The sequence below is a fragment of the Acidovorax sp. Leaf78 genome, from assembly GCF_001422735.1.
Taxonomy (GTDB): domain Bacteria; phylum Pseudomonadota; class Gammaproteobacteria; order Burkholderiales; family Burkholderiaceae_C; genus Acidovorax.
In genome coordinates, this window is the sequence record NZ_LMLZ01000021.1 from 208,805 (window position 1) to 229,914 (window position 21,110).

Consider the following 21,110-nt stretch of genomic DNA (forward strand, 5'->3'; position numbering starts at 1 on the left):
TTCCATGTCATTGATGCATTGCGGGCCATCATCCACCATTCCTGTTCATCTTGAATAGGAGTTTTTGCATGACTGTTTCCTCACTGCCCTACGCTGTATTTGGCGTGACAGGCCGCACCGGCGCTGCCGCCGCCGACGCGCTGCTGCAGGCCGGCCAACGGGTGCGCGTGGTGGTGCGCAACCCGGCCCAGGGCCAACCGTGGGCCGAGCGCGGCGCAGAGGTGGCCGTGGCCGACCTGACGGATGTGGCGTCCATGGCGCGCGCACTGCGCAACGTGCGGGGGGCCTATGTGGTCTGCCCTCAGCACTATGGCCATGAAGACTTGTTCGAGCGGGCGGCGCTGATCGCCGACACGGTAGCCAAAGCGTCCGTCGCCGCGGGCGTGCCCAGGCTGGTGGCCTTGTCCTCGGTGGGCGCAGACCGTGACAGCAAGATCGGGTGGATAGCGATGAACCGCGTGTTCGAGCAGCGGGTGGGCGACGCGGGCGTGCCGACCATCTTTCTGCGCGCGGCCTATTTCATGGAGAACTGGACGCCGCTGGTTCAACAGGCGGTGCGCACGGGCACCTTGCCCACGTTCTTGGCACCAGCGCAACGGCGGCTGCCGATGGTGGCCACGGTGGATGTCGGCAGGGCTGCCGCTGCCCTGATGCAGGAAGAATGGACGCAGACCTGCGCAGTGACGCTGACAGGGCCGCAAGACTACAGCCCGCACGATGTGGCGGACGCGGTGTCGGCCACCATCGACAAGCCGGTGGATGTGGCGGTGCTGCCGCCAGAAGAATGGCCGCTGGCGCTGGCGGGCGCTCATTTCTCAAACGCTGCGCTGGCGGGCTTCACGGAAATGACGGTGGGCCTCAATAGCTCGCACATCGATATCACGAGCGATGCCAGCGCTGTGCAGCGGGCAGGCACCACTGCGCTGGAGCAGGTCATCGCTGTCATCGCACGGTCGCAATCACCCGCGTAGGCGGCCAGGCACGGCCAGGCGGCCTTCTGCGGTGCGGTATGGCAGATGTTGGCGCTGCACAAGGCACATCGGCCGTGGCGGCGCCACGTGCAGAACCGCAGCGTGCCCGACGCGGTGGACAGCGGCCGACAATACGCGGCGGTCCACGCGCGGCGGCGGCGCCGATCAGGTTGCGTGTGCCAGGGCCGGGCGCCCGGCCTACTCCGCTGGGCGGGTGTGGTGGGTGGTCTGCCTGTTGCGAAATTCGGTGGGGGTGCAACCCGCCTCTCGTTTGAAGAACTTGGCGAAGTTCGCCAGGTCGTTGTAGCCCAGGCTCTCGGCCACGCGCGCCACCGGCCAGACGGTGTGGGCCAGCAGGCGCTTGGCCTCCAGAACCACGCGGGCGGAGATGAAGGCCTTGGGCGTGACCCCCGCCGCGTCCAGCGATGCGCGCACCAGGCTTTTTTCAGAGCAGCCCAGCTGCTGCGCATACCTGGGCAGCTGGTGCCAGGTGGCAAAGTGCTTTTCCACCAGCAATTCAAACGCCTTGAACCTTTGCAACGCGCGCCCCGGGGCGGCGCGCTGCGCCGACTGCTGCTCGTGCGCCATGCGCAGCCGCGTCAGCAATGCGTACAGCTGGTAGCGCAACAAGGCAGGGGCCTGCAGCGACGCTGCGCTGGTCTGCGTGTCGTGGTGCATCTGCGCAATGGTGTGGGCGACGACCTGCGCGGTGCTGCCATCAAGCACCCACGGCGGCGGCAGCCCGTCCAGCCCTTCCAGCCCTTCCACCGGTGCTTGAGCGTGCACGGCCGGCGGCGCTGACCACAGGAACTCGGGGCGGAACAGGACCATCCAGCCATCCCAGTCCTGCGCGTCTCCAAAGCTGTGGGTTGTGCCGGGCCGCAGGACCAGCACCGAGCCCGGGCCGCAGCGCACATACTCGAAGTCCACCAGATGGATGCAGGTGCCTTCCGTCACGAAGATCAGCGTGGGAAAGGCGTAGCGGTACGTCGACGCGAGCGCCTCGCCGCCCACTCGTTTGCGCAGGTCCGAGACCCGGAATATCTCCAGATCGAGCGGGTACAGCCCCTGCGGCTGATAGCTCAGGTGCTGGATGTCGGGCTGGCGCGCTGCAGTGGGCTGGGGGCGACGTGGGGCCATGGTGGCGAGTGGTGCAAGGCTGCAGAGAAATGTCCTGAAGTGACAGCCATCCGGCCCGTTTCAACCGGTTCTTTGGCATTCGATTGTCCAACAATCACCTCGTCGCCCATCACACCACACGGGGGCGATAACCACAACCAACCCGCTTCACGCTGACCCAAGGAAACCCCATGCACCCCATCGATATCGCCCAGGTCTACATCAAGGCTGCCCAGACCGGCGACCAAGCCACCCTGGCCCACGTCATCTCGCCCGACGTGGTCTGGCACCAGCCCGGCAACAACCAGTTCTCGGGCACCCACCACGGCATTGCTGCCGTGGGCCAGATGCTGGGCCGGATGATGGCCGTGTCGAACGGGACATTCGCGATCACCCGGGCCGACCACTACATGGCCAACGGAGACTGGGTGGCCGTGAGCATTGAATTCGCGGGCCACCGCGACGGCCTGACGCTGCAGCAGCCCGGCGTGGATCTGCTGCGCATCAGCGATGGAAAGATCGTGGAGGTGCGTTTGTTCTCCAGCGACCCGGCGCAGGAGGACGCGTTCTGGGGCCAGTGATAGCGTGGTGCTTGCGCGGTGACTGCGCAGTGACTGGTTTGCGGGCCTGCAGCACTCGGCGGATCACATGTAGGTCGACGCCAGCCCCCCGTCCACCGGGATGTTGGCGCCGCTCACCCAGCGCGCCGCGTCGCTGCACAGAAAGGCGATCACGGGTGCCACCTCATCGCTGAAGGCGGGGCGCTTCATGCGGTGCGCGTCTTTCTCCACGCGGTCCTGCCCCAGCATCTGCACAAAGTCGCCCAGGATGGGCGTGAACACCGGCCCGGGGGCCACGCAGTTCATGCGCACGCCGCGCTCCATGAATATCTTTTGCGACTGCGTGGTGGTCCACACGATCAGCGCCTCTTTGAAGTACTGGTAGCAAGTGTCTTGCGCCACCGGGTGGGCAGCCAGCCACTTCGCACCTTCGTCAAAACTGGCGGTAGCGCCCAGGGTGCGGTGTTGCTCCAGCCGCTGGGGCCACTCGGCGCCCAGGATGGATGCGATGTTGACGATGGAGCCGCCCTCGCCCATGCGCTCCAGCAGGCGGTGCGTGACATGGCGCAGGCCCAGGTAGTTGACCCGGCCCACCAGCTCGGCGGGCGATGTGCCCGGCACGCCCGCAATGTTGGCCAGCGCATCCACCTGTGCGGGTAGCTGCGCTACGGCGGCGTCGATGGCGGCCGGGTCGCCCAAGTCGACCTGCACGAAGCCGTCGAGCGTGAGTGTGGGCGCATTGCGGTCCACACCGATCACGCGGGCGCCTTGCTGGCGGGCCAGCTTGGCAAAGTCCGCGCCGATGCCCGAGCAGCAGCCGGTGACGACGATGGTTTTGTTGTTGAGGGTCATGGAAGTTGTCTCCTGTTTTTTTGGTGAGAGGGCGAGCACAGGTCTTTGGTGCGGCTACGCCGCACCAAAGGTTTGCAAGTTCAGAACGGGAAGGCAGGCGGCGCGTCTTTGATCGTGATCCACTGCCACTGCGTGTACTCGTCGATGTCCGCAGGCCCGCCCACGCTACCCCCATTGCCCGCCACACCGGGGCCGCCAAAGGGGTTGGTGCACTCGTCGTTCACCGTCTGGTCGTTGATGTGGACCATGCCCGCGCGCAGCCGCTGGCCGATGGCCATGGCGCGGCCCACGTCGGGGCTGATGACGGCGGCAGCCAGGCCGCCCTGGCCGGTGTTGGCCAGCTGCACGGCCTCGTCGTCGGTGCGGAAGGTGACGAGGTTGGCCACGGGGCCGAAGGGTTCTTCGTCAAACGAACGGATGCCCGGCTTGACGCACGACAGAACCGTGGGCTGGTAATACAGGCCGTGAAAGGTGCCACCCGCCTCCAGCTTGGCGCCCTGGGCCACGCTGTCGTGGATGACCTGGTCGAAGCGCTGCAGCTGCCTGGCGTCGATCATCGGCCCCAGGGCCACCTGGCCGCTGGCGCCGTCGCCCACGGGCAGGTGCGTGGCCTTGCCCACCAGGCGCTGCAGGATCGCGTCGGCGATCGACGCGTGCACCAGGATGCGGTTGGCTGCCATGCAGATCTGGCCCTGGTGAAACCACGCGCCAAACGCAGCCGCACTGGCCGCAGCATCAGGGTCGGCATCTTCCAGAATGATGAGGTTGTTGGCGCCGCCCAGCTCCAGCGACACCTTCTTGAGGTGCTGCCCCGCCAGCGCGCCGATGCGGCGGCCCACAGCGGGCGATCCGGTGAAGGCGATCATGGGCACGCGTTCGTCCACCACCAGCGCCTCGCCGGCCTCGGCATCGCCGGGCACCACCTGCAGCAGGCCTTGGGGCAGGCCCGCTTCTTCCAACACGCGGGCCATCATGAAGCCGCCGCTGACCGGTGTGCGCGTGTCGGGCTTGAGCACCACCGCATTGCCCAGCGCCAGCGCCGGGGCCACAGAGCGAAAGCCCAGGATGAGCGGGAAGTTGAACGGCGAGATGACCCCCACCACCCCATGCGGTACGCGCCGCGCAATCGACAGTCGGCCGGGCGTGCTGGGCAGCACCTGGCCCTGTGCCTGCATCGGCAGGGCTGCGGCCAGGTGGCTCAGCGTGATGGCCTCGCGCACCTCGTGCTGGCCCTTGGGCAGGATGCCGCCGGTTTCGCGGGCCACGGCCAGGGCCAGTTCATCAAAGTGCTGCTCAAAAATGCGCGCCGCACGGTGGAACACCGCCGCACGCTCGCGCGGCCCCGTCGCCGCCCAGGCAGCCTGCGCCTGCTGCGCCCGGCCAATGGCGGCCTGCATGTCGACCGCACTGGCAATGCCCACGCGGCTGAGCACCTGGCCCGTGGCGGGCTCGACCGCGTCACGCGCCGTGCCGAGCGACGTTTCCCATCCTCCATCAAAGGCCTTGCCCGCCCACAGGCGGTTGTCCAGCAGGCCCGGTTTTTCTGAAACACCCATTGCATTGCTCCTTGGTTGACATCGCCACCCACCGCAGTGCCGCGGGGGTGTCACCTCCCATTGCAACGGGCGTACCAGACCGACGGGCCACCACCCCCTGACACGCCGCAGACGGGGGCTTTTTGAGAGGAGGCGCTACGGACTTTCCCTAGGCTCGAACACGGTGGGCGGGTGCGATCTTTGGCGGGCAAATAGTTACCATTCATAAACAATTGGCATTTCACCAATTGCTCAAATGATCACTTTCTGATCACTTTCTGATCCATTGTTGATGACTGCTGGAGAACTCCATGTCCCGACGCCGTGTGTCCCTGGCCGATCTGAGCCGCAGCACCGCCACCGTGCAGGCCGGGGGGTTGCTTGCCGCGGCCGAGCCGTCTGCCCTGGGCGGGTTTGACACTGTCGGAGTGAGCCAGCACGCCCATCCTACGGTGGCCGACATCAGCGAATGCCTGTTCTTCTCGCCCGGTGACGGGCGCATCTGGCTGCAGGACCAGCGCATGATCCTGCTGCACTCCGAAGCCCTGGGATCGCTGCGGCGCGAGCTGATCGACAGCATCGGCTTGGACAAGGCCCGTGGCCTGCTGACCCGCGCAGGCTACGTGAGCGGTGCCCGCGACGCCCGCCTGGTGCGCCAGCAGTGGCCCGACGCTGAACCCACCGCCGCCGCCATGGCCGGCACCCGCCTGCACGCGCTGGAGGGCGTGGTGCAGGTAGAAGTCGTCCACGCCCGGTACGACGCCGACGCAGGCACGTACGAGGGCGAGTTCCTGTGGCACAACTCCAGCGAAGACGACGAGCACATCGCGGCCTACGGCGTGGGCGGGTCGCCCGCCTGCTGGATGCAGGTGGGCTACGCCACCGGCTACGTCAGCACGCTGTTCGGCCGCATGATCGTCTTTCGCGAGGTGGACTGCCGCTCGTCCGGCGCCGCGCACTGCCGCGTGGTGGGCAAGTCGGCCGAGCTGTGGGACGACCCCGAGCAGGACCTGTTCTACCTGAACGCCCAGGACTTCGTAGGCACCCCACCCGCGTCGCTGCCCGGCGGGGCGCAGGGCAAGGCGCGCACCACGTACCTGGGCGTGCCAGCGGGCCCAACGGCCACGCCCAGCAGCGCTGGCACTGCCGCGGCGGTGCGTGCACAAGGCCAGACCGCCCAGGCCACCATGGTCGGCGCCTCGTCCGCCTTCAACGCCGCGTGCCACATGCTGCAGCGCGTGGCCCCCACCGATGCCACGGTGCTGTTCACCGGCGAATCGGGCGTGGGCAAAGAGATGTTCGCCAGCATGCTGCACCGCATCAGCCCGCGCAAAGACCAGCCCTTCGTGGCCATCAACTGCGCCGCCATCCCCGACACGCTGGTCGAGTCCGAACTGTTTGGCGTGGAGCGCGGCGCCTACACCGGCGCTGGCACATCGCGTCCCGGGCGCTTCGAGCGCGCGCACGGCGGCACCCTCTTCCTGGACGAAATCGGCACGCTCAGCCTGGTCGCCCAGGGCAAGCTGCTGCGCGCGCTGCAGGAGGGCGAGGTCGAGCGCGTGGGCGGCACCCGCACCGTGCGCGTGGACGTGCGCCTGGTCGCCGCCACCAACGTGGACCTGCGCCAGGCGCTGCGCGCAGGCACCTTCCGTGAAGACTTGTTCTACCGCTTGAATGTCTTCCCCATCCACCTGCCCCCGCTGCGCGACCGGCGCGACGACATCCCCCTGCTGATGAGCCACTTTCTGGCGCACTACCAGCGCAAGCACCAGCGCCAGGTGCCGGGCTTCAGCCAGGCGGCGGTCAAGGCAATGTTCCACCACCCGTTCCCCGGCAACATCCGCGAACTGCAGAACCTGATCGAGCGCGGCGTGATCCTGGCCGCCGACGGCGAGCCGATTGAGCCGCATCACTTGTTTGCCGGCGGTGAGCAGCACGGCTGCGGCGGCATGTCGCTGCACTTGAATGCGAACAGCACCGGCACGCTGCATGCGGCGGGGCAGGCACAACGCGGGGCTGCTGCAGTGGCCCGGCAAAACACACCGCCGTCGCACCCGGCACCCAGCTGGAACCCGGCGCCCACCACCCCGCCAGCGATTGCGCCGCTGCACCAGGCCGAGGAACAACTGCTGCGGCAGGCGCTGCACAGCGCGGGGGGCAATGTGGCTGCTGCGGCAAGGCTGCTGGGGATCAGCCGGGCGACGATGGCTTATCGGTTGCGCAAGTTTGGGATTGGCCCGCTGTAGGAGCCGGCCGGTCGTGACTCGGTTTCATCCACGGCGTCAGGGCAAGGATGACGGCCGCCTGCATGCCGATGTGAAGTCGCACCAGCGGCATTTTTTAAGCCTAATAGGCCGCTACCGCTTGTCCCTCAACGGCAGACGGTATCAAAACAATAGCATTGAGCCGTGCAGTCACCACGGCAGCTCCTCACCGCTGTACGCATAAAAGCCCCCGGTGGCCTCCGCGCTCAGGCCATCGAGCACGCGCAGCAAATCGGCAGCGGCCTCTTCGGCAGGCCGCCCTATCTCTGCCCCGCGAAACGGCGCCGACAGCGCCGAGTCGACAGTGCCCGGGTGCAGTGCCGCCAGCACCGCCATTGGATGGGTGCGGGCCATTTCGATGGACGCCGTTTTGAGCAGCATGTTGAGCGCGGCCTTCGATGCGCGGTAGCTGTACCAGCCACCCAGGCGGTTGTCGCCAATGCTGCCCACCTTCGCCGAGAGCACGGCGAGCAGGCTGCGCTCTTGCTTGGGCAGCAGCGGCGCGAAGTGGGCCAGCACCAGCGCTGGGCCAAATGTGTTGGTGCGAAAGGTCGCCTCCATCTGCGCGTAGTTCATCTGGCCCAGGCGCTTTTCAGGCAGGCCGTGGGGGCCGTGCAGCATGCCGGCGGCGTGGATGATGCAGTGCCACGGGCCCTGGGCCTGGAGGTGCTGGGCGGCGTTGGCAATGGTGGCCTCGTCGTCCAGGTCCACTGCCGGAGTGGTGTGGCGGCCCAGGCCTACAGCGTCGGCACAACGGGGGTCGGCCCGCAGGCGGGCCAGCAGGGCACCGCCAATGGCGCCGGTGGCACCGATAACGAGGGCGCGGTAGCCGTGGGGCAGAGACTGCAGGGACGTCAACGGCGTGGCAGGGTGCTGTGATTCAGACATGGCGCGATCCTGCGGTTGAGGTGGCGAGTGGTTGGAGGAACGGCGGGCCTACAACGCATCCAGACGCGTGCGCAGGCCAGCAGCATGTTCGCGCAGCGCATCGAGTTGCGGGCCCTGCATCTTTTGCAGCTGGCGGTACACCATGCCCAGACGCAGGTTGCTACCCAGCACTGCTTCGTTGCGCGCAAAAAAGTCCCAGTACAGCGCGTTGTACGGGCACGCACGCTCGCCCACCTTCAGCTTCTTGTCGTAGTGGCACCCGGTGCAGTAGTCGCTCATCCGGTCGATGTACGCGGCGCTGCTCACGTACGGCTTGGTGGCCAGCAGGCCTCCGTCGGCGAATTGGCTCATGCCCACGGTGTTGGGCACCTCCACCCATTCGAACGCGTCGATGTAAACGCCCAGGTACCAGCGGTGCACGGCGGCGGGGCTCAGGCCCGCCATCAGCGCGAAGTTACCGATGACCATGAGGCGCTGGATGTGGTGGGCGTACGCGTGCTCCAGCGACTGGCCCACGGCGTGCTGCATGCAGCGCATGCGGGTGTGGCCGGTCCAGAACCAGTCGGGCAGCGGCGCGGTGTGGCCCAGGGCGTTGCGCTCGTCGTACCCGGGCATGTGGGCCCAGTAGATGCCGCGCACGTATTCGCGCCAGCCCAGGATCTGGCGGATGAAGCCCTCCACCGCCGGCAGCGGGGCGGTGCCTGCGCGGTAGGCAGCCTCGGCGCGCTGCACGACCTCGCGCGGGTTCAGCATCTTGGTGTTGAGCGCAAACGACAGCAGCGAGTGGAACAGCCGCGCGCTGCGCGTGCTCATGGCGTCTTCGTACGCGCCAAAGTGCGGCAGCGTGGTGGTGATGAAGTGGTCCAGCCACGCCAGCGCTTGTGCCCTGTTGAGGGGCCAGCGCAGTTGCGCGGCCTGGGGGTTGCCGAAGCTTTGCACGCCCGCGGCTTGGATGGTGGCCCACAGCGCGCTGTGGTCGTGCGTGGGGCGTGCATCGGGCGGGGTGGCGGGCGTGCCGGGCCAGGGCTTGCGGTTGTCGTGGTCGTAGTTCCAGTGGCCGCCTTCGGGCTCGCCCACCTCGTCCATCAGCACGCGGTGGCGCTGGCGCATGCGGCGGTAGAAGTGCTCCATGAGCCACTGCGGGCGTCCTCGGAACGTGTCGGCCACCTCGGTGCGGGATGTGTAGAAGTGCTCGCTGCCCACGGCCTCGACGGCAAAGGTTTGCTCCGCCCCCCAGGTGCGCAGTTGCTCGTCCAGCCGCCATTCGTCGGGGTGCTGGTACTGAAGGCGCTGCGCGCCGTAGTGCGCCATGAGCGCGGCCAGGTTGCCGGGCAGGGACTGGCGGTTGCTCGCGTCGTCGATGGCGACGTAGCGTACTCGGTGGCCGGCCGCGCGCAGCTGGCGCGCCAGGTCGCGCATGGCGGCGAAGATGGCCAGGATTTTTTGCGCGTGGTGCAGCACATAGTCGGTCTCTTGCCGCACTTCCATCAGCACGTAGACCACGCCGGCATCGTGCTCGGCAAACCAGCTGTGCAGGGGGTTGAGCTGGTCGCCCAGCACCAAGCGCAGGGTGTGGGCGCGGGGCGGGGGTGGGGTCATGGGGGTGGTCAAAGGGATGTGGTGTGGCGCTGCCGCTGGATTATGTTCGGGCAGCGCCGAGCGGCACGATGGGTGGGCCCAGTTGCGCAGGCGTGGGTAGCCACGACGCGGGCCGGGGCCAGTCTCCAAGGTGACGCGCGGGGGGGGGCAGCCAGTGTTTTCCCCGACCGGTGCGGGCCGGGCCGCGCTGGATACTGGCCGCGCCGCCAGCGGCGGGTGCGCCCTGTGCGGGCCCGGCTGGCAGGACACATAACGACAGGAGACCCGGCCCATGCCCACCCTTGCAACCCCTTGCGCCCCGCCGCCACTCACGCGCCGCCGGTTGCTTACTGCCGCTGCGGCGGCCTCGGCCGCCACGGCCCCCGCGTGGGTGCACGCGCAGCCTGCCGAGGCCTGGCGCATCGGCCAGACGGCGGCGCTCAGCGGGCCGCTGGCCTTTCCGTTTGTGGAGATGAACAAGGGCATCAACGCCGCGTTCATCGAGGCCAACGACAAGGGCGGCGTGGACGGGCGCAAGCTCGAGCTGGTAAGCCTGGACGACGGCGGCGACCCGGCCAAGGCCACGGACAACGCCCGCAAGCTCGTCGAGCAGGAGCGCGCCTTTGCGCTGCTGGGCTGCGGCGGCACCACCAGCGTGATGGGCGCGCTGCCGGTGGCCATGGCGGCCAAGGTGCCGGTGATAGCGCCGGCCACGGGGTCGGACGCGCTGCGGCCCTTCAACCCGCTGGTGTTCCATGCGCGTGCCAGCTATGCGCAGGAGCTGAGCAAGATCGTGCAGCAGCTGGGCTCCACCGGGTTCACCAAGTGCGCGGTGGCGTACTTCGACAACCCGTTTGGCAAGGCGACGCTGGCGGCGTTCGACGCGGCGGCCAAGGCGTATGGCAACACGGCGTGGAAGGCGTTCCTCGTGACCGAGACGCCCGAGGGCATTGCCCGTGCGGTGGACGAGATTGCGGCGTGGCAGCCCAATGCGCTGACGTCGCTGTCGGTGGGGGCAATGGGGATTCCGTTCTACAAGGCGCTGCGCGCGCGGGTGAAGGCGCCGGCTTTTTCGATTTCGTTCCTGGGCTCGCGCCCGCTGCTGGCCGCGCTGGGCGAGTCGGCCAAGGGCATCACGGTGGCGCAGGTGGTGCCCAACCCCGACAGCGTGGCGATACCGGTGGTGAAGGCCTACCAGGCCGCGCTCAAGCGCGTGGAGGGCAGCGCGCCGGGGTATTCGTCGCTCGAAGGCTATGTGAGCGGCCGCCTGATGATCGAGGCGCTGCGCCGCGCGGGCCGCACCGCGTCGCGCGAGAAGCTGATGGAGGCGCTGCATTCCATGCGGCCGTACGACATGGGTGGCTTTGAGTTGCGGTATGGGCCGCAGGACCACAACGGGACGGATTTTGTGGAGCTGACGTATTTCAATGGGGACCGGTTCAGGCGCTGACGCCGTGACGCCGTGAGGCGGAGAAGCGCTGAGGCTTCCATCTGCAAAACGATCCATCAGCGGGCTTGTAGGCCGAAGGCCGCTGCGGGCTGGCCGGTCAGGGGCCGGTGCTGCCGCCACCGGCGGGGCGCTGGCGCTTGTGTTCGCTGCGGCAGCGGTCGGAGCAGTATTTCACCTCGTCCCACACCTTCTCCCATTTCTTGCGCCAGGTGAAGGGCCGGCCGCAGTGCAGGCAGGTCTTGTGCGGCAGGTCGTGCTTCTTGCGCATGCGCATGGGTGTGCAGAGATACCAGGGTGCAGTGGCTGGGCGTGCGGATTGAACAGACAGTTGAACGGGGCGGCTGGCTGCGGTGAAGGCGGGTGGTGCATGGCGAGCCCGGCACCAGGCAGCAACACCCCTGCCGCCGCCATTGTGCCGCAGCCGGCCGATGCCCCCAGCCGCGCAGGCGGGCGGCGGCGCCCGTAAACTTGCGCCCATGACGCTCAAAATCACCGTGTATTCCAAGTCCGCCTGCCCGCAGTGCGACTCCGTCAAGAAGCTGCTGCAGTCGCGCGCCCTGCCCTTTGAAGAGATCAAGATCGACGACGAGGCCGAGCGCCTGGCTTTCTATGCCAAGTGCGGGCCGTCGGTACGGCAGATGCCGCAGGTCTTCATCAACGACCAGCGGGTCGGCGGCCTGGCGGGCGTGCAGGCTGCCCTGGCGCAACTGGCCCAGCAGCAACCGTAACCACGGCTGCGGCAACCGCCAAAGCCCCGACAGCCACCACCGGGTCGCGCACCGCTAGCGGTACTGCGCTGCGGTGATGAACTGGCCGAACGTCTCGCACCACACGACCACGGTGTTGAACTTGGCAGGGTCTGCGCCCTGCGGCACCGGGACGATGAAGTTGTCGAAGGTCTTGACGTCGCCGATGCGCAGCATCTGCGGCTTGATGCGCAGAAAGTCGGCCTCGGTCTCCACGAACTGGGGCGACAGGTAGAGCTTGTAGTCGGGCCCGGGGGCCAGCCTGCCCTGCAGGCTGATGCTATGCGGGCCGATGTGGACCGTGCCCTCGCCCCAGTGCAGCGCGTCGCTGCCTTTCAGGTCGCGGCGCAGCGTGGCCGTCCACTGCGCGGTGGACGCTCTGGGCTGCAGGTCTTGCTGCGTGGGGCTGGCCGGCGCGATGAGGATGGGCAGCACGTACACCCCCGCGCCAAAGCCCACTGCCACGGCCAGCAGGTGCGAGGCGGTCAGCGCCAGCAGTTTCTTCATCGCTGTGCCGCAATCATCACAGCCATCACGGCCACTGCAGGTGCGTGGCGGCGCGGTACTGCACCGGCGCTTTCGCATGCAGGCCAGCGCCGCCGGCAGACCGCACGACGGCGGGCTCGGCCGGGCCGGGGTCCTTCACGCCGTGCACCAGAAACCTGTCGACCAGCGCAAAGTGCGCGGGCACGTTCAGCGCCGGGGCGTGGCCGCAGCCGGCCACTTCGATCACTTGGGCCTGGCCGCGCGCGCCGGGGCCGCGGGTCAGCATCTCGGCGGTGACGTCGCTCAGCACCAGGTCGGACTGCTCGCCGCGCAGGCACAGCACGGGGATGTCCAGCGCGTCGTAGTGGTCCCAGATCAGGTAGTCGTTGGTGTGGTGGGTGAACTGCTGCACCATGGCCGGATCATAGTGCGGCGTCACGCGGCCGTCGGGCAGGCGGCGGGTAGAGGTCTCGGTCAGACGGCGCCACTGCGCGTCGCTGAGCCAGCCGTAGGGCTGGTACACCTGCCGGAAGAACGCTTCGAGTTCCTGCACCGTGCCGAACGATGGCGGCTGGCCCGCATAGGCCTTGATGCGCTCGAGCGCCGCATCGGCCAGGCGGGGCGCGTTGTCGTTGAGCAGCAGGCTGGTGATGCGCCCCTTGAGTTGCGGCTCGAACAGGCCCGACGCGCACACGGTGCCGATGGCCCCGCCCATCGATGTGCCCACCCAGTGCGCCTTGTCGATGGAGAGCTGGTCGAACAGGTCGGCCGCGATGCGTGCGTAGAAAGACAACTGGTATTCGTCCTCTGGCGCCCGCGCCCACTGACTCAGGCCCCGGCCGATGGTGTCGGGGCAGATCACGCGAAAGCGTGGCGCCAGGTGGGCCGCCAGCTCGTCCATGTCGCGCCCGGTGCGCGCCAGGCCGTGCCAGGCGATGACCACCGGCGCATCGGGTGCGCCCCACTCCATGTAGTGGATCTCATAGCCGGCGCAGGTGGCGTAGCGCGAAGTGGGGGACATGGTGGCAACCTTTGGGGACGAAAACGAAAATGGAAAACGGCGGGCGGCTGCGTATGCGGGGCGGCATGGACGGATGTGCATTCGACCGTTCAACCAGGCGGGAGCCGCAGACAGTGCTGTAGCACGGCAAGGCGAACCAACGACGTTCAACGGTTGAAGGCATATCCGTACTATTTCATCAGGCGGCCGTTGCTGCCGATGACGGTGACCTCCACATAGCGCGAGCCGATGCGGTTGGTGGGCGAGTAGCCGAGCGTGATGCCGCCCAGGTCGTAGCTCTGCAGCGATTCCAGCGCCTTGACCACCCGGGCGCGCGAGGGCACAGGCCCCGCACGGCGCAGCGCCTCGACCAGCACCTTGGCACCCAGGAACTGCTCGAAGCTGGTGTAGTTGACCTCGGCGTCGGGCGCGTATTTCTTGAGCAGCGACTGGTACTCGCGCACCACGGGCAGCTGGGGCCGGTAGGGGTAGGGCACCACCTGGCTGATGCCCAGGCCGTGCGCGTTCTTGATGCCCGCGAGCTTGACCAGCTCGGTCGGGTCCACCACCGAGATGTTGTACAGCTGCGCGCCGCCGCCCTGCTCGCGATAGCGCTGGATGAACGCGGCGGCGGGCTTGTTGATGGCGATCATGATGACCGCGTGCACATCGGCGGCCTTGATGGCCTTGACGGCGTCATCGACCTGGTCGGTGTTGCGCTCGTAGCCCGCGGCCACCACGAGCTTGAGGTTGCGCTTGGCCAGCGCCGCCTCCACGCCCGCCAGGCCCGCCTTGCCGAAGCCGTCGTCCTGGTACATCACGGCCACGCGGTTCATGCCCAGGGTGGTGAGCTGCTGCACCATGTGCTCGGTCTCGTCCACGTAGCCCGCACGCACATGAAAGATCCAGGGGTTGAACGGGCTGCGCAGCGACTCGCCGCCCGTGTACGGCGCCACCAGCGCGGCGCCGCCCTGCTCCAGCACGCCGTCGGCCAAGAGCTGCGTGATGTTGGCGGTGCCCGCAAAGCCGTACAGCGCCACCACGTCGGGGCGCGCCAGCATGCCGCGGGTCAGGCGCACGGTGTCTGCGACCTTGTACGCGTCGTCCACCACCTCCTGGCGGATGGTGGCGCCGTGCACGCCGCCCTGGGCGTTGACCCAGTCGAAGTAGATCTTGCCGCCCAGCACCATCTGCGCGCCGGTGCTGGCCAGCACGCCCGACAGCGGGGCCACCTGCCCCACCACGACCTCGGCCGCGTGCAGCGGGGGCGCCAGGGCGGCACTGCACACAGCCACCGTCATTGCCGCCATTGACGCCATTGACGCCAGCCTGGAGGCTGCGCAGCGGGTCCATCGTTTGAGCTTTTCCATCGTGTCGTGTCTCCGTTCGGATGTCGTTCGCGCAGCCTTCCGGTGAGCGCGGGCACGGGGCCTGTGCTCACCCTGGGGGGCTGGACTGCGGTGGTCTTGCGAAGCTCCTTGCGGTCAGTCAGGGATGGTGATGGCGCCTGCTGCCGTGACGGCAATGGCGTTGGCGGCCACGGGGGTGGTGGCCAGTGGTGGCACGTTGGCCGCGGTGATGGCGGGCGCGCTGCCGGCCACGCCGCCGCGCGGCACGGTGCGCACCACCTGGCTGGCGGGCAGTGCCTTGCCGTTGGCCAGGTGCTCGTACACCGCGTCGAGCGCGTGGTTCAGGTACACGTGCAGCGGCACATAGCGGGTGTCGTAGCCGGGCAGCACGGTGGGCAGGCCGATGAAGCTGTCGAAGTGCTGGGCGTTGGCCACTTCCACATAGCTGAGCTTGCTGCCCGCGCCCTCGACCTTCTTGTTCAGCGCGGCGTAGGGGCGCGAGGTGTGGCTCACGGGCAGCAGCGCATCGGCGCGGCCGTGCACGATGATGGCGGGCTTGCCGCGCAGGTTGCCGTTGCGGCGGGTCTCGTCCACGCCGGCCTGCAGCTTCTTGGCGGCGGCGTCGGTGCCGGTGACCAGGTTGCGCAGGCACAGCGCGCCGGGCGTGTTCCAGTCGGCCACGCCGGACTCGGACACCGACAGAAAGTCGCGCGCGGCGCCCAGCCTGCCCTGGTTGTTGATAAGCTGGATGCCGCCCGATGGCGGCACGCCGTTGCCCGTGGCGAACATGCCCGCCAGCGCGGCGGGTGCGAGCGGCGCCACCGCACCGGCTGCCGTGGCACCGGCGTAGCTGAAGCCGCACAGGTGGTCCTTCACGCTGGCGCGCGAGAGGCTGTTGGCAAAGGTCACCGCCACGGCGGGCGCGACTTCGAACGCGGCCAGCGATGCGTGCAGGTCGTTCGACTCGGGCTCCCAGCCGTAGTCGCGCAGCCTTTGCAGCGCCTCTTCGGCCTGCGTGGCGGTGGCGGAGGCCGACAGCAGCCCGGCGGTCTTCAGTGCCGCGCAGCGGTTGGGCGCAATGGGCAGCGCCGCGCTGGCAAAGCCCGCAGCGTACGCAGCCGCGTAGGGGCTGGTGCTGACCGAGGCCGCCAGCGACGCACAGGCCTGGTACAGGTTGGCGTAGGTGGTGAAGTCCACCAGCGTCTTGCCCGTGACGGCGACGGTGGTGCTGCCGCGGCGCACGGTGACGCCCGGGTTGGCCGGCAGCTCCAGCGCCGGCTCGGACACGGCCACGCCGCTGATGAGGCCCTGCGTGTCCTGCTCGGCCGCGGCAATGGCGGCGCCGCCGCCGTTGGAGATGCTGGACGCGATGACGATGGTGTTGGCGGGCGTGAGCGTCTTCAGGCGCTGGCCGGCGGCGTCGGTGTTGCCGTAGCGCTGGTTGAGCACGTAGTAGCCGAACTCCACCGCCTGCAGCGTGGTAGTGCCCCAGTCCTTCTCGGAGTTCTGGCCCGAGTGCGCGTGCTTGAAGGCAAAGCGGTTGGGCGTGGCGGTGTTGAAGGCGGCCAGCTCGGTGGCGGTGAGGCCGGCGTTGAAGGCCGCGTTCTTGCCCGCCGCGGCGGCGGTGGCGCGTGTGCCGTCGATGAGCGGCACGGTGTCGTTTTGCAGGTCGTGCGGTGCGCCGCCCGTGCCTTTGTCCGAGTAGGCCACGGCGCAGCCCTTCTTCAGGCCCCATTCGCCGGTGGAGATGCCGCCGTACACGCCGCGCGAGCCCGAGGTGGTGGCCGTGATCATGCAGGGCTTGGCCGGGTTGAACGTGGTGGGCACCTGCACCATGAGCGTGACGTTCTTGCGGCCCGTGCCGTCGTCGGCAAAGGCGATGTACTCGGTGCCCGCCACCTTGCCCTCGCCGGTGGTGACCTTGCCCTGCGCATCGACGTTGGGGCCGTACAGCAGGCCGTAGCCGCCCGCGGCGGTCATGTCGAGCATGCCGCGGTAGTTGGTGTGGATGGCCGTGCGGCGCAGCTCGGCCGCGGTGGGCTTGAGCGGGTCGGCAGAGGCCGGCGGCAGGGCTGCGGCCAGGCCGCTGGCCCCGAGGCCTGCGGTCAGCAGGTCGTTGCTGGTGCCGTCGTAGCTGGTCTCGCTGATGGCGCCCAGGTACGCGGGCTTGGCGTTCAGCGCGGGTGCGTTGTTGTTGCTGCTGTCACCGCCATTGCCGCCGCAGGCCGCGAGGACCGCTGCCGCCAGGGCCGCGGGGACGAAGGGGCGCAGGCCCCCGTGGATGCTTTTCTTCACCATGTGCTTGTCTCCTGTTTTTGTCTTCACTTTTTTACACAGCTACCCCGCACCTCACCCACGCCCGCTCCTGCGGGCGCCACCCACGTCCGCGCTGGCGGACGTGTGGTGCTCAGGCCTTGCGCGCCGCGGCCGCGCGCAGGCGCCCCACCACACCGGTGGGGAAGTAATAGACCGACAGGACGAACAGCACGCCCAGCCACAGCAGCCAGCGGTCGGGCGACAGCAGCCCGGAGAGCCAGGGCAGACCCGACGCGGCCTCGCTGCCCAGGCGCAGCAAATCCTGCAGGTAGCTTTGCGCCACGAGGAACAGCACGGCGCCGATGGCCGAGCCGTAGATGGTGCCCATGCCGCCGATCACGACGATGAGCAGGCAGTCCATCATGATCTCGAAGCTGAGCGAGGTGTCCGGCCCGTTGTAGCGCAGCCAGAGCGCGAGCATGGCGCCCGCGCAGCAGGCGAACAGGGCCGACAGCACGCTGGATGTGGTGCGGTACACCACCACGCGGTAGCCGATGGCCTCGGCGCGGAACTCGTTCTCGCGGATCGCCTGCAGCACGCGGCCGAAGGGCGAGTTCACGATGCGCAGCAGCGCCAGCACCAGCGCCACGGCCACCACGAAGAGCAGGTAGTAGCACAGCAGCCGCCCGTCCAGCGTGACGCCCAGGAAGGGCTCGTCGAACGGCTCGAAGCTGGGTGACAAGATCTCGGGCACCTTGAAGGTCAGGCCGTCTTCGCCGCCGGTGATGTCCGACAGCTGCGAGGCCAGCGTCTGGAACGCCGCCGCCACGGCCAGCGTGATCATCGCGAAGAAGATGGCGCGCACCCGCAGCGAGAACAGCCCCACGGCCAGCGACAGCAGCAGCGAGAGCACCAGCGCGCCACCCAGCCCCACGCCCAGTGCGGCCCAGGTCGGCCCCATGCGCGTGGTGGCCACCGCGATGCCGTAGGCCCCGATGCCGAAGAACATGGTGTGCGCAAAGCTCACGATGCCGGTGTAGCCCAACAGCAGATCGAAGCTGGCGACCAGCACCACGAAGATCAGCACCTTGGCCGCGACGGACAGCGCCTTGACGCCCGGGAACAGGAACGGCGCGAACGCCAGCCCCAGGAAGATGGCCACGAGGATCACCGCCAGCAACTTGCTGCGCGGGTAGTCGCCGGAGAGAAGTCGGTTCAGCATGTTGTGGGGCTCCTCTTCAACGGTTGGCGACTGGGTAGACGCCCTGCGGACGCCACAGCAGGATGGCCACCATCAACGCGATGTTGGAAAACAGCGCCACCTTGGGCAACAGAAAGCCGGTGTAGTTGGCCATCAGCCCCACCAGCAGCGCGCCGATGAGGGCGCCGCCCGTGGACCCCAGGCCGCCGATGATGATCACGATGAAGATCAGCACGTTGACCTGCGCGCCCATCTGCGGGATCACGTTCTGCTGGTACAGGCCCCACATCACGCCGCCCAGGCCCGCCAGGGCCGAGCCCACGACGAACACGCCCACGAACAGGCGGCGGATGCGGTAGCCCAGGGACTCGACCATCTCGCGGTCCTGCACGCCCGCGCGGATGAGCAGGCCGACCTTGGTGCGCGACAGCGTCCAGGCCAGTACGCCGAAGACCACCAGGCCCACCGCCACGGCGATCAGTCGGTATTTCTCGATGGCGGCGTCGCCCACGAGCAGCGAGCCGCGCATGCCTTCGGGCAGCGGCAGCGGGATCTGCGCGGGGCCCCAGATGACCTTGATCAGCTCTTCGCCGATGATCATGCCGCCCATGGTGATGAGGATCTGCTTCAAGTGCTGGCCGTACACGGGCCGCACGATGAAGCGCTCGAACGCCAGGCCCACCGCGCCTGCGACGGCCATGGCCACCAGCATGGCGGGCAGCACCGCCATCAGGTTGCGCCACAGGTCGGCGCTTTGCGTGTAGTCGCCCATGGCGCCCAGCACGCTGGTGGCGACGAAGGCACCGAGCGCGATGAACACGCCGTGGCCGAAGTTGAGCACGTCCATCAGGCCGAACACGAGCGTGAGGCCCGAGGCGATGATGAAGATGATCATGCCCATGGCCAGGCCCGCCACCGTGAGCGTGAGCCAGGTGCTGGGCGAGCCGATGAAGGGCAGCACCACCAGCGCGAGCGCCGGCACCAGCGCCAGGGGTTTCCAGTCGAAGTCGCGGGCGATGATGCTCATGCCGGACCTCCTGGGCGTGTGGGTGCTGTGGCAGAGTTTGCTACGCTTTTGATAGCTGTTTGCGCTTGCCTATCCAGCGATAGAGCACCAAAAGGCTTGAAATTCAGAGTGTTTGTCATAGTGCCAGCCCCAGCAGCGACCGCTGCAATGCCTCGTCTTGCGCCAGCGCGGCCATGCTGCCTGCATGCACCACCTGGCCGTTGTCCATCACGGCGACGGTGTCACCCAGCCGCTTGGCGAAGTTGATGTTCTGCTCGACGAGCAGGATGGTCACGCCGCTCTTCTTGAGCTGGTCGAACGCCTCGATCATGTTGTTGATGATGGCGGGCGCGAGGCCCTTGCTGGGCTCGTCCACGATGAGCAGGTCGCGCGGCTCGACGATGGCGCGGCTCACGGCCACCATCTGCTTTTGTCCGCCGCTGAGCTTGCCCGCGGGGTGGTTCCAGAACTTCTCCACGGCCGGGAAGAGCCGGAAGATCCATTCGAGCCGGGCCGTGTCCATCTGCGCGGCGTTCTTGGCGCCGCGCGCGGCCAGCAGCATGTTTTCCTTCACCGTGAGGTCCGCGAAGATGCCCATGTTCTCGGGCACGTAGGCGATGTTCATGCCGGCGATGGCGGGCGTGTTCATGGCCGTGATGTCGCGACCCGCGAAGTGGATGCTGCCCTGCGACGCATGCCACAGGCCCATGATGGTGCGCAGCGTGGTGGTCTTGCCCGCGCCGTTGCGGCCCAGCAGCATGGTGAGCTGGCCCTTGGGCACGGCCAGGTCGACGCCGTGCAGGATGTGGTACGCGCCGATGTGGGTGTGCACGCCTTTGAGTTCGAGCAGGTTGCCCGCGTTGTTGTGGGTGTTGGGGGTCGTCATGCGGCCGCCTCCTTCGTCACGCCGAGATAGGCTTCCTGCACCACGGGCGAGGCGATGACTTCGGAGGGCACGCCGTCGGCCACCAGGGTGCCGTTGGTCAACACGATGATGCGGTCGGCCAGCTCGCGCACCACGTCCATCTTGTGCTCTACCAGCAGGATGATCTTGGTCTTGTCTTTCTTCAGCTCGCGGATCAGGTTCAGGATCACGGGGGCCTCGTCGTGGCTCATGCCGGCCGTGGGTTCGTCGAACATGTAGACCTGCGGCTCCAGCGCCATGAGCAGCGCGACTTCAAGCTTGCGCTGGTCGCCGTGCGGCAGGCTGGCCACAGGCGTGTCCTGCCGGTCGAGCATCGCCACGGCCTGCAGGATGGCGCGGGCGCGGTCGGTCAGGTCGCGGTGGTCGCTCCAGATGCTCCACAGGTTCAGGCCCCGGCGGTGCTTGCCCTCTTGCGTGGCCTGCACGGCCAGGCGCACGTTCTCCAGCACGCTGAGGTTGGGGAACAGGTTGGTGAGCTGAAACGCCCGTCCCAGGCCTGCATGCGTGCGCGCCGAGACGGACTGCCCCGTGAGGTCCTGCCCACCCAGCGTGACGCTGCCCGCCGTGGCGCGCAGCTGTCCCGAAATGAGGTTGAAGTACGTGGTCTTGCCCGCGCCGTTGGGGCCCACGATGGCGGTCAGCGTGCCGGGCTCGAAGGAGCAGGTCACGGCGTTGACCGCCACGTGGCCGCCGAAGCGGATGGTCAAGTCCTTGGTGGACAAGGTGCTCATGGGTAGTGCTTCACTTTCACTGTCTTTGTTCTCTCTTTTAGAGCGTCTCAAAAAGCTCTTTGGGCGTCGTTGCTGCGCCTTGTCGTACTTGCGTACTGCCTGCGGCGCAGCGCCTAGCCCAAACCGCTGCGCTGAGCTTTGTGAGGCGCTCTGGGTCCGTGGGCCTGGCACCCTGCCCTCAAGGCCAGGCGCC

Annotated in this window: 19 protein-coding genes; 5 read left to right on the top strand and 14 right to left on the bottom strand. The window is 68.1% G+C overall.

What is annotated here, in order from left to right; translation table 11 throughout:
* Positions 1-68: 68 nt before the first annotated feature.
* Entirely contained in the window at positions 69-971 is a 903-nt protein-coding gene (locus ASF16_RS17000) for an NmrA family NAD(P)-binding protein (protein ID WP_056169857.1), read from the top strand.
* A 198-nt stretch (positions 972-1,169) separates the two neighbouring features.
* On the opposite strand, the gene ASF16_RS17005 is transcribed toward ASF16_RS17000, so the two are convergent.
* Positions 1,170-2,111, bottom strand: coding sequence for an AraC family transcriptional regulator (locus tag ASF16_RS17005; protein ID WP_056169860.1), 942 nt, complete (start codon positions 2,109-2,111; stop codon positions 1,170-1,172).
* A 170-nt stretch (positions 2,112-2,281) separates the two neighbouring features.
* On the opposite strand from ASF16_RS17005, the gene ASF16_RS17010 reads away from it, so the two are divergent.
* A complete protein-coding gene (locus tag ASF16_RS17010; RefSeq protein WP_056169863.1) occupies positions 2,282-2,671 on the top strand; it encodes a nuclear transport factor 2 family protein in 390 nt (129 codons plus the stop codon).
* 63 nt (positions 2,672-2,734) lie between these two features.
* Here the strand turns inward: ASF16_RS17010 and ASF16_RS17015 are convergent, their stop codons facing one another.
* Positions 2,735-3,502: a coniferyl-alcohol dehydrogenase gene (locus ASF16_RS17015; RefSeq protein WP_056169866.1), complete on the bottom strand. Its 768-nt coding sequence runs from the start codon at positions 3,500-3,502 to the stop codon at positions 2,735-2,737.
* An 80-nt stretch (positions 3,503-3,582) separates the two neighbouring features.
* Positions 3,583-5,058: a benzaldehyde dehydrogenase gene (locus ASF16_RS17020; RefSeq protein ID WP_056169870.1), complete on the bottom strand. Its 1,476-nt coding sequence runs from the start codon at positions 5,056-5,058 to the stop codon at positions 3,583-3,585.
* Between the two features lie 290 nt (positions 5,059-5,348).
* Here ASF16_RS17020 and ASF16_RS17025 point away from each other — a divergent pair, with 290 nt between their 5' ends.
* Positions 5,349-7,283 (top strand): sigma-54-dependent Fis family transcriptional regulator, encoded by a 1,935-nt coding sequence (locus ASF16_RS17025; protein ID WP_056169873.1) that lies wholly within the window; start codon positions 5,349-5,351, stop codon positions 7,281-7,283.
* Between the two features lie 168 nt (positions 7,284-7,451).
* Here the strand turns inward: ASF16_RS17025 and ASF16_RS17030 are convergent, their stop codons facing one another.
* Both ASF16_RS17030 and ASF16_RS17035 read right to left on the bottom strand, forming a co-directional pair.
* Positions 7,452-8,189 (bottom strand): SDR family NAD(P)-dependent oxidoreductase, encoded by a 738-nt coding sequence (locus ASF16_RS17030; protein ID WP_056169877.1) that lies wholly within the window; start codon positions 8,187-8,189, stop codon positions 7,452-7,454.
* 48 nt (positions 8,190-8,237) lie between these two features.
* Positions 8,238-9,788, bottom strand: coding sequence for a cryptochrome/photolyase family protein (locus ASF16_RS17035; protein ID WP_056169880.1), 1,551 nt, complete (start codon positions 9,786-9,788; stop codon positions 8,238-8,240).
* 271 nt (positions 9,789-10,059) lie between these two features.
* On the opposite strand from ASF16_RS17035, the gene ASF16_RS17040 reads away from it, so the two are divergent.
* Positions 10,060-11,217 (top strand): ABC transporter substrate-binding protein, encoded by a 1,158-nt coding sequence (locus tag ASF16_RS17040; protein WP_082516997.1) that lies wholly within the window; start codon positions 10,060-10,062, stop codon positions 11,215-11,217.
* 97 nt (positions 11,218-11,314) lie between these two features.
* On the opposite strand, the gene ASF16_RS25565 is transcribed toward ASF16_RS17040, so the two are convergent.
* The gene (locus ASF16_RS25565) at positions 11,315-11,491 is read right to left on the bottom strand and encodes a DUF2256 domain-containing protein (RefSeq protein WP_082516998.1); all 177 of its coding nucleotides are present in this window, start codon (positions 11,489-11,491) and stop codon (positions 11,315-11,317) included.
* A gap of 202 nt (positions 11,492-11,693) precedes the next feature.
* Between ASF16_RS25565 and ASF16_RS17045 the strand changes: the two genes are divergently transcribed.
* The gene (locus ASF16_RS17045; protein ID WP_056169887.1) at positions 11,694-11,945 is read left to right on the top strand and encodes a glutaredoxin; all 252 of its coding nucleotides are present in this window, start codon (positions 11,694-11,696) and stop codon (positions 11,943-11,945) included.
* 54 nt (positions 11,946-11,999) lie between these two features.
* On the opposite strand, the gene ASF16_RS17050 is transcribed toward ASF16_RS17045, so the two are convergent.
* The 8 genes from ASF16_RS17050 to ASF16_RS17085 all read right to left on the bottom strand — a co-directional run bounded on the left by ASF16_RS17050 (position 12,000) and on the right by ASF16_RS17085 (position 20,917).
* The gene (locus ASF16_RS17050) at positions 12,000-12,470 is read right to left on the bottom strand and encodes a DM13 domain-containing protein (protein ID WP_056169890.1); all 471 of its coding nucleotides are present in this window, start codon (positions 12,468-12,470) and stop codon (positions 12,000-12,002) included.
* A 25-nt stretch (positions 12,471-12,495) separates the two neighbouring features.
* Positions 12,496-13,470 carry an alpha/beta fold hydrolase gene (locus ASF16_RS17055; protein WP_056169893.1) on the bottom strand — a complete coding sequence of 325 codons (975 nt, stop codon included), beginning with the start codon at positions 13,468-13,470 and terminating at the stop codon, positions 12,496-12,498.
* Between the two features lie 170 nt (positions 13,471-13,640).
* Positions 13,641-14,759 (bottom strand): ABC transporter substrate-binding protein, encoded by a 1,119-nt coding sequence (locus ASF16_RS17060; protein WP_369817168.1) that lies wholly within the window; start codon positions 14,757-14,759, stop codon positions 13,641-13,643.
* 174 nt (positions 14,760-14,933) lie between these two features.
* Positions 14,934-17,096 (bottom strand): D-(-)-3-hydroxybutyrate oligomer hydrolase, encoded by a 2,163-nt coding sequence (locus tag ASF16_RS17065; RefSeq protein ID WP_056169899.1) that lies wholly within the window; start codon positions 17,094-17,096, stop codon positions 14,934-14,936.
* Positions 17,097-17,205: 109 nt separating this feature from the next.
* Positions 17,206-18,276 carry a branched-chain amino acid ABC transporter permease gene (locus tag ASF16_RS17070; protein WP_056169902.1) on the bottom strand — a complete coding sequence of 357 codons (1,071 nt, stop codon included), beginning with the start codon at positions 18,274-18,276 and terminating at the stop codon, positions 17,206-17,208.
* A gap of 16 nt (positions 18,277-18,292) precedes the next feature.
* Positions 18,293-19,282, bottom strand: a complete 990-nt coding sequence (locus ASF16_RS17075) for a branched-chain amino acid ABC transporter permease (protein ID WP_056169905.1) — start codon at positions 19,280-19,282, stop codon at positions 18,293-18,295.
* A gap of 115 nt (positions 19,283-19,397) precedes the next feature.
* Positions 19,398-20,147 carry an ABC transporter ATP-binding protein gene (locus ASF16_RS17080; protein WP_056169906.1) on the bottom strand — a complete coding sequence of 250 codons (750 nt, stop codon included), beginning with the start codon at positions 20,145-20,147 and terminating at the stop codon, positions 19,398-19,400.
* The gene (locus ASF16_RS17085) at positions 20,144-20,917 is read right to left on the bottom strand and encodes an ABC transporter ATP-binding protein (protein ID WP_056169909.1); all 774 of its coding nucleotides are present in this window, start codon (positions 20,915-20,917) and stop codon (positions 20,144-20,146) included. Before ASF16_RS17085 ends, ASF16_RS17080 begins: the two co-directional genes overlap by 4 nt.
* Positions 20,918-21,110 lie beyond the last annotated feature (193 nt).

Excerpts from the sequence above, each read along its gene's own strand:
- ASF16_RS17000 (WP_056169857.1), top strand. The coding sequence starts at position 69 with ATGACTGTTTCCTCACTGCCCTACGCTGTATTTGGCGTGACAGGCCGC.
- ASF16_RS17005 (WP_056169860.1), bottom strand. The coding sequence starts at position 2,111 with ATGGCCCCACGTCGCCCCCAGCCCACTGCAGCGCGCCAGCCCGACATC.
- ASF16_RS17010 (WP_056169863.1), top strand. The coding sequence starts at position 2,282 with ATGCACCCCATCGATATCGCCCAGGTCTACATCAAGGCTGCCCAGACC.
- ASF16_RS17015 (WP_056169866.1), bottom strand. The coding sequence starts at position 3,502 with ATGACCCTCAACAACAAAACCATCGTCGTCACCGGCTGCTGCTCGGGC.
- ASF16_RS17020 (WP_056169870.1), bottom strand. The coding sequence starts at position 5,058 with ATGGGTGTTTCAGAAAAACCGGGCCTGCTGGACAACCGCCTGTGGGCG.
- ASF16_RS17025 (WP_056169873.1), top strand. The coding sequence starts at position 5,349 with ATGTCCCGACGCCGTGTGTCCCTGGCCGATCTGAGCCGCAGCACCGCC.
- ASF16_RS17030 (WP_056169877.1), bottom strand. The coding sequence starts at position 8,189 with ATGTCTGAATCACAGCACCCTGCCACGCCGTTGACGTCCCTGCAGTCT.
- ASF16_RS17035 (WP_056169880.1), bottom strand. The coding sequence starts at position 9,788 with ATGACCCCACCCCCGCCCCGCGCCCACACCCTGCGCTTGGTGCTGGGC.
- ASF16_RS17040 (WP_082516997.1), top strand. The coding sequence starts at position 10,060 with ATGCCCACCCTTGCAACCCCTTGCGCCCCGCCGCCACTCACGCGCCGC.
- ASF16_RS25565 (WP_082516998.1), bottom strand. The coding sequence starts at position 11,491 with ATGCGCATGCGCAAGAAGCACGACCTGCCGCACAAGACCTGCCTGCAC.
- ASF16_RS17045 (WP_056169887.1), top strand. The coding sequence starts at position 11,694 with ATGACGCTCAAAATCACCGTGTATTCCAAGTCCGCCTGCCCGCAGTGC.
- ASF16_RS17050 (WP_056169890.1), bottom strand. The coding sequence starts at position 12,470 with ATGAAGAAACTGCTGGCGCTGACCGCCTCGCACCTGCTGGCCGTGGCA.
- ASF16_RS17055 (WP_056169893.1), bottom strand. The coding sequence starts at position 13,470 with ATGTCCCCCACTTCGCGCTACGCCACCTGCGCCGGCTATGAGATCCAC.
- ASF16_RS17060 (WP_369817168.1), bottom strand. The coding sequence starts at position 14,759 with ATGGCGGCAATGACGGTGGCTGTGTGCAGTGCCGCCCTGGCGCCCCCG.
- ASF16_RS17065 (WP_056169899.1), bottom strand. The coding sequence starts at position 17,096 with ATGGTGAAGAAAAGCATCCACGGGGGCCTGCGCCCCTTCGTCCCCGCG.
- ASF16_RS17070 (WP_056169902.1), bottom strand. The coding sequence starts at position 18,276 with ATGCTGAACCGACTTCTCTCCGGCGACTACCCGCGCAGCAAGTTGCTG.
- ASF16_RS17075 (WP_056169905.1), bottom strand. The coding sequence starts at position 19,282 with ATGAGCATCATCGCCCGCGACTTCGACTGGAAACCCCTGGCGCTGGTG.
- ASF16_RS17080 (WP_056169906.1), bottom strand. The coding sequence starts at position 20,147 with ATGACGACCCCCAACACCCACAACAACGCGGGCAACCTGCTCGAACTC.
- ASF16_RS17085 (WP_056169909.1), bottom strand. The coding sequence starts at position 20,917 with ATGAGCACCTTGTCCACCAAGGACTTGACCATCCGCTTCGGCGGCCAC.